Source organism: Nostoc sp. FACHB-152 (genome assembly GCF_014697475.1).
Classification (GTDB): domain Bacteria; phylum Cyanobacteriota; class Cyanobacteriia; order Cyanobacteriales; family Nostocaceae; genus Nostoc_B.
Genome location: NZ_JACJRV010000041.1, coordinates 1 through 13,424, shown reverse-complemented (window position 1 = coordinate 13,424; position 13,424 = coordinate 1). Strand labels below are relative to the sequence as shown.

Annotated in this window: 11 protein-coding genes; 4 read left to right on the top strand and 7 right to left on the bottom strand. The window is 40.0% G+C overall.

Going from position 1 to position 13,424, the window contains the following annotated elements; translation table 11 throughout:
- Window positions 1-12: 12 nt before the first annotated feature.
- Window positions 13-2,148, bottom strand: coding sequence for a type I-D CRISPR-associated helicase Cas3' (gene cas3 / locus H6G76_RS22440; RefSeq protein ID WP_190705771.1), 2,136 nt, complete (start codon window positions 2,146-2,148; stop codon window positions 13-15).
- An 87-nt stretch (window positions 2,149-2,235) separates the two neighbouring features.
- Between cas3 and H6G76_RS22435 the strand changes: the two genes are divergently transcribed.
- The 3 genes from H6G76_RS22435 (at window position 2,236) to H6G76_RS22425 (ending at window position 5,092) form a co-directional block, all read left to right on the top strand.
- Window positions 2,236-3,108 (top strand): YafY family protein, encoded by an 873-nt coding sequence (locus H6G76_RS22435; RefSeq protein WP_190705768.1) that lies wholly within the window; start codon window positions 2,236-2,238, stop codon window positions 3,106-3,108.
- Window positions 3,109-3,139: 31 nt separating this feature from the next.
- The gene (locus H6G76_RS22430; protein ID WP_190705765.1) at window positions 3,140-3,841 is read left to right on the top strand and encodes a Uma2 family endonuclease; all 702 of its coding nucleotides are present in this window, start codon (window positions 3,140-3,142) and stop codon (window positions 3,839-3,841) included.
- 81 nt (window positions 3,842-3,922) lie between these two features.
- Complete coding sequence (locus H6G76_RS22425; protein WP_190705762.1) at window positions 3,923-5,092, top strand: homocysteine biosynthesis protein; 1,170 nt, start codon at window positions 3,923-3,925, stop codon at window positions 5,090-5,092.
- A 91-nt stretch (window positions 5,093-5,183) separates the two neighbouring features.
- Here the strand turns inward: H6G76_RS22425 and H6G76_RS22420 are convergent, their stop codons facing one another.
- Entirely contained in the window at window positions 5,184-6,200 is a 1,017-nt protein-coding gene (locus tag H6G76_RS22420) for a hypothetical protein (RefSeq protein WP_190705759.1), read from the bottom strand.
- A gap of 605 nt (window positions 6,201-6,805) precedes the next feature.
- Between H6G76_RS22420 and H6G76_RS22415 the strand changes: the two genes are divergently transcribed.
- Complete coding sequence (locus H6G76_RS22415; RefSeq protein ID WP_190705756.1) at window positions 6,806-7,690, top strand: tetratricopeptide repeat protein; 885 nt, start codon at window positions 6,806-6,808, stop codon at window positions 7,688-7,690.
- Between the two features lie 59 nt (window positions 7,691-7,749).
- On the opposite strand, the gene H6G76_RS22410 is transcribed toward H6G76_RS22415, so the two are convergent.
- The 5 genes from H6G76_RS22410 to H6G76_RS22390 form a co-directional block, all read right to left on the bottom strand.
- Window positions 7,750-8,370, bottom strand: coding sequence for a TMEM165/GDT1 family protein (locus tag H6G76_RS22410; RefSeq protein WP_190705753.1), 621 nt, complete (start codon window positions 8,368-8,370; stop codon window positions 7,750-7,752).
- A gap of 424 nt (window positions 8,371-8,794) precedes the next feature.
- Window positions 8,795-9,772, bottom strand: a complete 978-nt coding sequence (locus H6G76_RS22405) for a protochlorophyllide reductase (RefSeq protein ID WP_190705750.1) — start codon at window positions 9,770-9,772, stop codon at window positions 8,795-8,797.
- Between the two features lie 348 nt (window positions 9,773-10,120).
- Window positions 10,121-10,534, bottom strand: a complete 414-nt coding sequence (locus H6G76_RS22400) for a DNA mismatch repair protein (RefSeq protein WP_190705747.1) — start codon at window positions 10,532-10,534, stop codon at window positions 10,121-10,123.
- Window positions 10,535-10,740: 206 nt separating this feature from the next.
- Window positions 10,741-12,633, bottom strand: coding sequence for a PstS family phosphate ABC transporter substrate-binding protein (locus H6G76_RS22395; protein WP_190705744.1), 1,893 nt, complete (start codon window positions 12,631-12,633; stop codon window positions 10,741-10,743).
- Window positions 12,634-12,987: 354 nt separating this feature from the next.
- The gene (locus H6G76_RS22390) at window positions 12,988-13,335 is read right to left on the bottom strand and encodes a phosphate-starvation-inducible PsiE family protein (RefSeq protein WP_190705741.1); all 348 of its coding nucleotides are present in this window, start codon (window positions 13,333-13,335) and stop codon (window positions 12,988-12,990) included.
- Window positions 13,336-13,424: the final 89 nt, after the last annotated feature.

Sequence of the window (13,424 nt, the reverse complement as noted above, 5' to 3'; positions counted from 1 at the left end):
TAGCCTCTAGTTCTAACATATCCATCCTTCATCGTCCTTTGGCTTCCAATGCCAAGTTAAGGTTTCTAACAACAGCGCATCTTGTCCAAAACTAATGGTGTAGCGTGGACTTTTATCCTCTGGCTCGTTAGTGAGGGGGTAAGCTTGAAAGTGCATAGGTAGTCCAAGAGTGGCGCGTAAATAGTTGCGATCGCGGTCTGAAATAAAGCACACTAGTTTACGTCTACTCACAGCATCGCTAATCTGGTTGATACCGTAACCGTGTCGTTGACAAATCTCTAAACCCTGTAATTCATTTTGTTTATCTGGGAGAACTTGCACCTTGCCAGATTTAGCCAAATTTCTCAGATTTCCTGGATAATAGAAGTGCCAATCTTCCCGCACTTCCCGATAATCTTTTAACTTTAAATAACACAAAGCTTTATCAAAACGAGTCGTAATTACTCCGGCTTTTTCAGCTTTTTCTATAAAACTATTTTCATCCCATAACTCGAAAACAAAATTACTGAGAATACCTGGAAGATTATACATTTTAAATCTTTCTGCTTCCGGCTCATCTGGATTAGTTAAATCATAAATTGCACAATCTAACTGACTACTGCCGCGAAAACTTCTAGCCTCATCAATAATTTTGTCTTTCTTTTCACCTTTACATCGATAATATTGAGCTTTCATGTTTTCAAGTTTAATTTCTAAAGCTCTTTGAATGCTCGTTCCAAAATTTTTATCAATATCTGGATACTTTTCTTGCATATGAGCATTATTTTTGAGGATAGAGTATATATAAAATGATTGGATTCCACCCCAACGCTTGGGATAATACTTAAAGTCGTTTTTAAATACCCAAGAGTCACGAATAGCATCATTAAACTGAATGCGATCGTAAGTTTCTCCATCTTCTAAAGGATGAGATTTATCATTAAACAACCTAGCAACCAGAAAGTTAGGAATCAAAGCATAAGCTTGATAAGTTTCAAATCCTTCATGTCTACCAAGCCTACCAAATCTTTGAATAAAATTTCCCGCATCAGCAGCTTCAAAAATTAAGAAATTAATCCGAAAGTCAACGCCAACATCAATTGTAGATGTACCTAAAAGTAAATCGGCTTCGGCTATTGACTGAGATTTTTCAGTTTCTCCAGTTAAACCAGTATTTTCTCTAACCTGCCATCGTGGCTCAAAAATAGCTTTTAATTTAGGTAATAACTTTTTAACTGCTGCAATTGAATTGAGAATAATTGCACCTTTACTGTTGGGATGGTCTTGAAAAAACTTTAAAATTACCGTTTCAGCATTTTCCTCTATCCATTTGTAGCTAGAACTTAAATTCGGTTCTATCGCTTGAGGAAAGTATAAATCAATAGGTTGACTAATCTGTCGCCAACCAATATTTGTCGAATCTGATTCAAATTTATAAGCTCCTACCTCAACCGGATTAATAATCTTTGGTTCTATCCCTGCTTTTTGAAAATAACTCTTAAGTAATTCATTAGGTGTGGCAGAAAGAAACAGAAATTTCTTGTTAGGATTACCAGTGTGTTTCATGAGAAGGATTGTATTGATTACACTGGCTATTTGTGGAGAGGAAAAAACATGAAATTCATCATATAAAAATAATTTGTAATTCTCGTCTATACGTCTGAATAACCTGTCAGGGTTATCTATTTTTCCTCGCAAATAATAAAAATTATGGATGTAATGGAAAATATCAGGGTTCGTCAGCAGAATTTCATAGTTAGTAGAAAAGTCTTCTATACCATCTCGCTTGGAAGATATCTGACCAGCAGCAATATGTTGCTCTAAAATAGCTGCGGTTAATCGTCTGATTTGCGGATTTTTGCTTGGTTTAAAAATATCCTTGTATCCTTGCACCTGTTTTTCTTGATCTCTTGCGAGTTCATTTGTAGGATACATTGCTAAAGTGTACGTGCGCTTTATCATAGCGGACAAATAAGCAGCCAAGCTTTTACCATCACCTGTCATGGCTGTATTGAAGACAACATCTATATTTGGGTCTTGTAATGCTTGGTAAGTTTCTGCTTGATGCCATGATAGTGAGGAAATTTCTTTAGGTAGGGTTAATCCTTGAGGTAATGAGTCAGCCAGACGCGAATACACTGATTTCAGGCTAATTCTGTATTTTGTCATGGTAAATGCCTGTATTTTGAGATAATCTGTATTTAGAATAAATCTAAAATGACATAGTTTCTTCTAAAGTGCAAGTATATTTTAAAAATGTCTAGAAAAAAAGAAGCACTTACACTTTCAGTTGTCCCAGGTACAAGAGTACAACTAGAGGAGATAGCTCGCCGTCTCAATATCTATTGGGGTAAAGAACCGAGTATTTCGGGTTTAATAGTAGCGATCGCCCAACAAGAGTTTGAAGTTGGTGAACCGTTCACCTTAAACTCAACACAAGTAGCTGCACTCCAGCAAGCTATCGGACTGTTGAAGGATTCTGGTTTTATTGAACAAGCGCAAACTATCTCTAGTCTTTTATTAGAAAGAGGTCAACTTGAGCCTCCCATGCGCCAATTGCTACTCCAGCAAGTCAGCCAACCGACAGAAGCGTGGCGCATTTTGACAGATCAATTCCGCCAAAATCAACAACCCTTTCACTTACTCTATGCAAATCCTCAACTTGGAGACTTGTCTTTTACAGTGCGTTATGCCGAAATAAGTTTTGAAGAAAAGCGTTTTTTCTTAAATATTTGGTGTGACGAAACTGAAGATATTCCAAATACCGATTTTCCAGAACTCATCCACAATCGCTGTTTACGCCTGGATAGAATCAAGGGTGTGGTACCAATCAACGGACACTGGCGACATGAAGGGCTAGATTCCCTCCAAGTACACTTACACTTGTACAAAGGTTTGATCAAATCTTATGAACCGAAACCCAACGACATCAGCAACGAAGTTATTGGAGAGGTGCGCCAAGTCGTAAGACGAGTATCAAATCCCTTCTGGTTAATTCGGGAAGTGTTGCACTATGGCGAAGATTGTGTGATTGTAGCACCAGAGAATGTGCGATCGCTCATAAAAGAAAAACTTAAAACCCTCTGCCAACACTATGATTTAGAAACCTTAGATTCAAAGTTACAATAAGCCCATAACTACCAGATGCAGTAATGTCCTCATGTCCTTCGCTAAAGAAATAGACGCTCCTCAAACAACCCCAGAAGATGTTATCTTTCCTCCAGGAGATTTATATAGCGACGAACCTCCCTTTGAAACAGAACTGCATCTGCGTCAAATCATCCTACTTTTTGAATGTTTAGAATGGTTGTGGCGAGACAGAAACGATTTCTACATTGCTAGTAATCTCACCATTTACTACAGTTGGAACAAACGCAAAACAGAAGATTTCCGAGGGCCTGATTTTTTTGTAGTACTAGACACAGAACGCAGAACTCGCAAAAGTTGGGTAGTTTGGGAAGAAGAAGGTAAATATCCTAACGTAATTCTCGAAATTCTTTCAGAATCAACTGCAAAAACAGATAAAGATTTGAAGAAAAAACTTTATCAAAATACATTCCGCACACCTGATTATTTTTGGTTTGACCCAGAAAGTCAAGAATTTGCAGGTTTTCATTTAGTCGATGGTCAATACCAACCGCTAGAACCAAATACTCAAGGACATTTGTGGAGTCAGCAGTTAGGTTTATATTTGGGAATTTATGAGGGATTATTGCGATTTTTTACCTCAGAAGGTCAACTAGTTCTCACTCCAGAAGAAGCAGCAGAGTTTGAACGCCAGCAAAAAGAACTAGCTCAAGAACGAGCCGCAAGATTAGCGGCTAAACTGCGAGAATTAAATATTGATCCAGAAACAATTTAGTCCAGATACGCTGCAAAATCTTTACTATAGGGCTGTTGCAGGTAAATTAAACCATACCTACTCATCCCAATTTGAAATAATATGCGAACGATCGCCGAAATTAACGAGAAAATCAGCCGCCAGCGTGCAGTCGTTTTCACAGTTGAAGAAGTCAAAGCACGAGTCGCAGAAGTCGGCGTAAGCAAAGTTGCAAAAGAAGTTGATGTAATTACTACTGGCACGTTTGAGCCAATGGAATCAAGTGGTGCAATTATTAATCTTGGACACACCGACCCCCCCATTAAAATTCGCCGTTGTTGGATAGATGGCGTACCTGCATATTCCGGGTTTGGGGCTGTAGATTTATACTTAGGTGCTAGTTGTGCCGTTGATACAATGGACGGAGAAGAAGTCCGGGAACGTGGCGGCGGTCACGTCATCCAAGATTTGATTGCAGGGAAACAAGTACACGTCCGGGCGCAAGGGCAAGTTACAGATTGTTACCCACGGGCAACGTTTGAAACAACAATTACCCGTGACACGATAAATCAGTTTTATTTATTTAATCCGCGCAACCTTTATCAAAATTTTATCGTAGGTGTGAATGGTGGCGATCGCCCATTATTTACCTATCTCGGCCCTTTACAACCCCATCTAGGTAACGCTGTCTACTCTAATCCTGGGGCAATTTCTCCTCTGTTCAATGACCCTGATTTGCAACTTATTGGCATTGGGACGCGGATTTTTTTGGGCGGTGGTGTCGGCTATATTGCTTGGGAAGGAACGCAACACTTCCCCTTACAAAAGCGGTTAGCTAACCGTACACCTATTGGGCCAGCTGCAACCTTAGCTTTAATTGGTGATGCCAAGCAAATGGAAGCGAGGTGGGTGCGTGGTTGTTATTTCAAAAGTTATGGCCCCTCGTTGATGTTGGGTGTGGGGATACCGTTCCCTGTATTAAACGAAGCTGTAGTTGAACACTGTGCAGTTCAAGACAAAGATTTAGTTGCGCCAATTGTCGATTTTTCCATTCCTCGGCGCGTTCGTCCTACCTTTGGTTTGGTGAGTTACGCCCAACTAAAATCTGGACGACTCACCATTGAGAATAAAACAGTGCGAGCTGCACCTTTAGCCAGTATGTTGTTATCTCGGCAAGTTGCTACAGAGTTAAAACAATGGATTGCAGAAGGCAAATTTACCCTGACAGAACCAGTCGCCCCAATTCCGATGGAGCGATCTTTTTTACCCCAAGACCGGTGGACAGATTTTTAATCTTATTAGGGCATAAAAAAAGCTGAAGGATGAAGTGTTAAATTTCATCCTTCATACTAGCCTGCGGCAAGCCGCTGCGCGTCTACAGACTTTATGACTCTTGCGGTGGCTTTTGTTTTTTAATCGGCTTGGGAGCAGGAGCCGAGCTTTTTGGTAAAGGTTTTGAAACCGGAGAGGCTTCGCCGCCTATTCTCTTAACAGGGCGTGGGCTGGGGCTGTCTCCTGTGTTGCGTCTGGGGGGGAATGGTCGGCGACCACCACCGCCACCACCACCACGGAACCCACCACCGCCACCTCTTAGGGGTGGTCTGCGTTTTTTGGGCAAATCCGCGATCGCTTCAGCCGTTTCTATGGCCAATTGATCGCCATCTCGTTTCGCTTGGAAGTCCCAGAACTTGCCCACAGCTTTGGTAGCCAGGACACCTTTGAGTTTTAACTTAAAATATTTAGGTTTTTCATCTTGTTTGCGAGCAGCCTGCTTAATTTTGACAACTAAGTTCTTGTCATCAAAAGACTGGTAAACTACCTCGCCACGCACAGAAAAACCACCATCGGGAATATCTGATGAGGCTTTGATGTCGTTTTTATCAGTTACAGCATCATTAGTTGTTGGCGATTCATCAGCTGCGGAATCTTGTGCTTGCTGTTTCGCCAGATTTTCTGGTTCCCACACACCCACAATTTGGATGTGCAAAGCATCACTTTCTTGCTTAGTTCTTGGATAAACTACCCACAGATGATTTTTTTCTAAATCCAGGTGATTCTTAACCAAGCTCATAATTCGACCGAGGAGAACGGCTTGGAGTTCCACTCCATCCGCAGTCAGCAGCGTACCTTGGGTAAACTGTTCCTCGCTAGCAATATAGCGACCTCGAACTAAACCAATTGCTCTATACTGCATTGGTTCGCTAGGCGGTGGAATCGGTTGCTGCCGATTGGCTAAATTTCCATCATTAGTAGTCTCGCTAGGGTCAATAGTTAAATTTTCAGATTTCGAGACTGTGTCTGCTACTGTAGGTACATTAGCGGTAGTCTCTACACTGGTTTCGGGCTGATTGGACTGGGACAAATTAGAAGATTCAGGCGAAGGCATCAGGTCGGAATTCATAGAAACTCCTTGCGGCGGAGACACATCCCATTGTGGGATTTTACTAAGGCAGATGGAAAGAGCGTTTGTGCGGCTGATGAAAGTATATTTATTTCCACAAAGTCACATCAAAACGCCCAGACAATCTAAAAAACGCTAAATTTACATTTATACTCTAAATGTTTAATCTAGCGTCTAGACACTAGTTTCGGAAGCATATCATAGGTACAACTTTGACGGCTCCCCCTAAAGTCATCACTTACTTTAGCAGCGTAAATAGTTATTTGTTATAAAATTCACAGACAATTGGCGGTATTCCGTACAGTTTTGGAAATTTTTCATTTCCGATTTGTCAAGAAGGCAGGAGGACTTTAGCGTAGCGTCAAGCCTGACGGCACAGCTTCGCTTAGAGCGACGTAGGAGCGTCAGGCAGAAGGCAGAAGGGAATCTCCATAAATAAATGGAGATTTAGCAACAAAAGAGACTGTTAATTTGTGGTGCGACACGGTTCAAATTACATTTGTTGACTTTGTTCATAAATAAATTTTGTCCTCCTGCCTCCTGTCTCCTGCCCTCTGCCTTTCTTCATTCATAATGTCATTAGAGTTCTGGAGAATTACACAATTGTGTCTCAACCGCGTAATCGTTGGATAGTTCGGGTAATCTTGGCATTAGCAGTTCTAATGTTTGTGGGTGTATCTGTGGTGCCTATAATTGGCGCATTTAATAACCCAACATCTACAAACCAAAATCCTGCTCGTCCTCAAGGGAACTTAGCTTCCACTGACCAAAAAACAAAATTGCAAGACGAGGTACGGGGTTATGAACTAGTTTTGCAACGGGAACCTGAAAATCAAACTGCTCTTAAAGGTTTATTACAAGCGCGGCTACAACTTTTAAGTCTTAACCAAGGTGATATTCAAGGGGTAATTGCCCCTCTGGAAAAGCTAGCTCAGTTGAATCCCGAAAGGTCAGAATATGGAGTTTTACTAGCTCAAGCCAAGCAGCAAATTGGAGACAAGGAAGGTGCAGCTAAGGCTTATCGGACAATTCTCGATACCAAACCTGGTGATTTAAAGGCTTTGCAAGGTATGGTGGGACTGCTGTTAGATCAACAACGTCCAGAAGCGGCTGTTGGCTTATTACAAGAAACTTTGACTAATGCCAACCAAGTAAATACAATTCAGCCTGGAAGCGTGAATGTAGTCGCTGTGGAAGTACTACTAGGCAATGTTTATGCTGTCCAAAAACGCTATACCCAGGCAATTAATGTATATGACCAAGCCATTAAGAAAGACCCTAAAGATTTTCGCCCCGTTTTAGCCAAAGCCATGCTGTTAAAAGAACAGGGTAAAATGACGCAAGCCAAACCTCTGTTTGATAATGCCGCAGCTTTAGCCCCGGCTCAATATAGAGACGAAATTAACAAAGCTGCTACAACTGCCCCAACTCCTACGCCTGCTGCAACCTCAGCACCAGCACCAGCACCGGCAAGTACGCCCAAGCCATAATGGAAAGATGGTGGCAGAGGGGCAGAGGGGAAGTTTCTCCCTTGCTCCCCGGCCTCTTCTCACACTCCTTCTATGGCGGCAACTACACCAAAAACTAAAAACAGGCAGCCGCCAATTAAGGTGAGTTGACGTTCAGAAATGCGTCCGGCGATGAGTTTGCCACCAATAACTGCGATCGCTGCACAAATTCCATGCCCTAAAATGGCTCCTGTAGTCACCCCTATCGGATTATTGCCAGCAGCTAATGCAATAGTGGCAATTTGTGTGCGATCGCCCCACTCTGCCATAAATGTTAATAAAAAGGCTTCTGTTATAATTGCCCAAGGTGTTTTTCGCTTTGGTAGTTGTAAATCTGCTTGTTTAACAGCCGCTTGTGCCTCTTCTACCACGTCCTTATTACAAGTAGACGCAGGCATTTTACTAGCGTCGTATAACAGCTTAATCCCGAAGGCTATAAACAAAGCAATTTCAGCATAATGAATATAAACTTTTGGCAGTAACGATGCGGCTTGCCCAAATACCACCGAGAGGATGGTCATCGCCGCTAAGGCAGCTATAACGCCTGTAAATACCAACCGCCGTGAATGGTGCATTGCCAAAATCACGGCGATAAAGAAGGTTTTATCACCAAGCTCTGAAACGGTAATTAATAATAAACCTGCGGTAAAAGCTGTTAACACTCTCTCAAGCTCCTGAAGAATTTTCCCTGATGTGAGCTTGAAGAGAGTCAAAAGACCTCACCAAGCTCACATTTTGTCTGTGAACTTAGTGAAGGTCTCGCTTTCAAATACTTGAATATTTGACATCTGAACCAGGTTCATCACCAGTATGTTGATTCAGATGGACTGGCTGGAAACTTTTGCCAGTAGCTACTCCCCTTCGATTAATAGAAATATTACATCTATCTTAGGTTAGAGTCAAACAATTTTAGATTGCTTTGATCTTAAATCTTGGATGTTGTTTCACTCTAACAAGTTTCTTAGCAGTAATGCGATCGCCCCCAACCTTTCTTAAAAGCTGGGGACTTGTTTAGCTGACTGAGTGCTGATTACAGTAAACACTACTCAGCAAGGGCTAAATGCCCCGCTACCGCTAACAGCACTTTTAACTCAGCACTTTTGCTGCCAAACCAACCAAATTCTCGCTCAAATCCCACAGGCGTTCAGCTTTTTCATCATCCCGTGCTTGCGGAGAAACTCTCTGTACAAAAGATTTACCATCTTTTTTCTGACGATTTCCCCAACTCCAGTAAGCACCAGATTGCTTGTATTCTGGCTCAATAACTACTGCTGCAACGCGTTCGCCAGCTAATTCCTGAGAGACATATCCCCCGGTGATGTATTTCTGGAACAAGGGGAAGATTTTCTGGAATAGTGGATAGTGGTTGCGGAATAACGGTGTTTCAGCCACACATCCTGGATACAGAGAAGTGAAGGTAATACCAGAAGAATCGTGATAACGGCGATGTAGTTCGCGCATAGTCAGCACGTTGCAAACTTTACTGTCTTTGTAAGCTTTGACTGGTTCAAATTTCTTACCGTCAATCATCGAAATCGGTGCTTTAAAGCCAGCAGCAAAGCCTTCCAAGTTACCCAAGTCAGGACGTGGCGGAATCTTACCACCCAGTTCATCGGGGTTGTGGGTTACAGTTCCTAAAATCACCATCCGCTTATCTGCTGCTGGAGATTTTTTCATATCTTCCAACATCAAGTTGCACAATAAGAAATGACCAAGGTGATTAGTGGTCATGGTTAACTCATAACCTTCTGGACTGCGTAAAGGCTCTTTAATTAAGGGCATATAAATTGCCGCATTAGCTACCAACGCATCCAAAGATTTACCACTGGCTCTAAAGTTATTGACAAATTGCCGCACACTATCCAAAGAACCCAAGTCAATGTGCATAATAGTATAGCTGTCCTTGGGTATGCCCACTTCTTGAGCCGCTTTTTCTGCCTTTGCCAAATCTCGGCAGGCCATGACAACGTGCCATCCTCTGCGAGCAAATGCTTTTGCAGCGTACAAACCTACTCCAGAGGACGCACCTGTAATTACAACCGTTGACTTCCGATCCTGTGCCATTTCTCTTTAGACTCTGTATAATCGCCTTTTACTATCTTTTGGATCTTACATCACGAAGTTATACAGATTATCGATCAATTTTTGCTTAATACTTGTTAACAAAAAAACTCGATAAATCTAGATTTATAGTTAGTAATTGTTGCAAAATATTAAAGCCATATTCAGATTGTATGCTAAGGATAGATAAACTTCAGGCGATCGCTTTCAAAGTACCAAATAAAAATATACATTTTTTGATGAGCCTAATTTGATTACAGATAATTATAATTGTTGGATTTTTACTTACATATAATGAAAATATTTATGATGGGCATAACCCACCATAAAATTAGTTATTAAATTTCGTATTTACAGTAAATACTCTCTAGTTTGCTGATAATTAACAAACGTTTCCATATCATATTCAATATTGTCTAGAGTAATAGAAAAAGTAGTTCTGTTATATTCGCCTTCACAGAAAATTTCCATATATAGGTTACTACCTAAGTTATCAATATATGCTTTCATGAACATAAATAATAGATTTAATTCATTCACATATTCCAAAAGAGAAACTCTATTGATATTGAGGTTACAGGAATAAAGTATTCTAATTAGCGCACCTCGATTATGTATGTGTTTAACTATCAAACTATGCTTTCTTTGATGACGGCATAAAAGCAACTCATCATCTTCTTCCACAGAATATCCATTAAATTCTAAATGGTTACGATATCTGACTAGGGGGTGAGCTAACGATTCACCTATATTAATTTCTGGCATGGATATCAACCTCACAAGTTTTGCAGCCAGCTACACTGGTTAAAATTAGTATTCCCACTTAGAGTCAATTTATAAACAAATCTGGAGACAGCTATGAGAAACATGGTTATTCAAGCCATACCAAGGTGCAATCAAAGTTAGCACCTGTCATTGCTATTGAAACAAAGCGCAGAATTAGCATTAGAAGCATATGCTCAAGGATTTTCCTAGCGGATAGGCACAAAACCAGCTTCTTCTATCAATTTTTGTCCCTGAGGTGTTAACAGGAAGTTGGCATAAGCTAAACCAACCTGTTCATCTAAACTGCCATCTCGTTTAACAATAATAAATATTTTTTTATTGATGGGGTAAGAGCCGTTAATAAAAGCAGAACTGTTTACAGCAGTCGTATTGCTTTGAGCAAAAGGAGCCACGAAAGGTTGGTTAGATTTATTTGACAAGGGCAGAAGACGTAGAGCGTGCTGAGAAACAACCTTTGAGGCTCTAGTATAACTAATAGCACCGCGAGTGCTAGCGACTTTACGGATAGACTCTATCGTATCTCGCACCTTTTGAACTCTTGAAGCAAATGGTTTGGCATTCAATACTTCTTTTTGAAACAATTCTACTGTTTCTGAATTTTGTGTATTGCCATCATCAAGCTCATAGCTAAAAGGAGTAATCCGCAAATTTGGCCCACCTACTGCTCTCCAATTCCGGATTTTGCCTGTGTAGATATCGTTTAATTGAGAGATGGTCAAACCAGGTATGGACAATTGCGGATTAACATAGACAGCGATGCCATCAATACCTACTAAAATCTCTTCTAGAAAAAAACCACGCGCTTTAGCTTTTTTTAACTCTTGATTTTGGAGGGGTCGAGAAGATTGAGCAAAACTAACTTGCCCTTGAATTAACATTTGAATTGCCGTATTAGAACTAGGCTTGTCTGCTTTTGGTTCAATGTATCGTAGCTGAAATTGAGGATGAGCTTGGTTAAAAGTTGATATTACATTTGGCGATCGCAAAAAGTTAAATGTACTAGAACCACTATATTTAAAGATTCCTTGAGGTATATTTTGTATTTGAAGTGGGTTTTGGCTAAGTATAGGTTTATTGATGACCCGTGGCTGTAGGGAAGGATCTAGCGGGACTTTGATTTGATTAAGTGCCGTCGCTCCTGCGGCGATCGCCAAAATAGTAGCACTAACACTTACTATACGTGATAGGGAAAAATTATTTTTAATACTGCTACTGTTTAAAGTTGATATAGTTGCGTTTTCAAAACGAGCTTCAACTCTGGCTATATCTTCTTTTATTAAATGTAAACTATGCTGCAAACGTTTTAATTTATGATGAATATCTTCGGAAATTGAGGAATCGCGTTGAACAACCGAAACAAACGCTTGTTCGTATTGCTGCAAATTTTTTTTATACCCTTGGTAAGGTTGTTTAATCTTTGTGTTAATAACATTAACATCATCATTGAGAGATACAAGACCAGTTTCTACAGCTTTAACTAAATAACGAGTATAAATTGCACAGTTATCTATATCCTCTGTTTGAGTCTGAAGATTTCTATCAACGTTATTTTCTTGTGGATCAAATGGAACAAATAAATTTAGTAATTCTCCTTGCTTCAAAGCAATATGGCTACGTGCGCGGATGAGGGCGGGAATCGCTACCCCAGGACGCACAGGTTTGTAACTCCACGCGTTTTGTATGACAATGCCTTGTGGTGTTTTTGGTGGGCGGTTTCTGTCTATCCATGCTAATGGCCCTGCGTGGAGACAGTTAAAAATTTGCTCTAGCTGAAAATAAAATAGTAGCGGTGCAGATAAGTAGTAGCCAACAAAATATGGTACATCGCTGCGAGCTATATCATCTGTTCCATCGTTATATAACCAGCCAAATAAGACTTGCTCTGGGGCCAATTGATGTATGTACACGGCTCGGAAACCAGACTTCGGCGGTTTATAGGCATCCCAGTGCTGGTAAACAACCCGTTCCATAAACGCTTGCTGGATTTGAGGGGTGATCTGTTCGCTCGTCACCGTCCTAAAACCTGTGGCTGCAAAGCTGCTATAGACGATTTGACCTAAGAGCATTTTATGAGACATGGTTAACAGCTAGGAGAAAAGGATTTTATGAATTGAGTATTTTTTAATAAATATAAATCCGGAATCTCTAAAATTATGTTTACCATTGAATTTATGCTTTGCAAACTAAAATTGATGTGCATAGTAGACACCGCCATTTGTAACTAGAGATTACCGCGTAGTAAACTCAATTAAAAATTGTTTTGAGCTTCATATTGAGTAAAACAACCATTCATAATTTCCAACTTACAATACATTTGTATTAAATTTTATTTTATCATTTAAGATATATTGCATATATTTTTTAAATAAAATCAATCAAAAGTAGTATTTATATTTTAAAAAATGTTTTTAATATTGTAATAATTTTATTATTCAATGATTATTGGACTCTATCTTTCTACCATTGCTCCATTTGACAATTCCATACCCAACTGACAGAGCAATAATAGCACAGGCTAAACCAAACAATTCATTATCTGATACTTTTTTTAAATCCAATATAATAATTTTGCGAGCTACGGCAATTAAAGAAGTAACGATAACTAACTCAACTTGAATAATGTGTTTTTGTAAATACCCTGTGATGTTTTCTAATAACTCTATAGCTATTAATATAGTTAAGAAAGAACCAAAAATATCAAATAGTTTGTCCTTAAAGAAGAATACAGGTTGAAAAAACAAATCAAACCATAAACTTCTGGCTAAATCTATAGAACCCATTTGACATCTTAGGAAGAACCTGCAAGCCTCTTAATCATGAGCCTGATGAAGCAGAGGTTGAGTTTGGCAGTGGCACTAGCTAGAGTTCG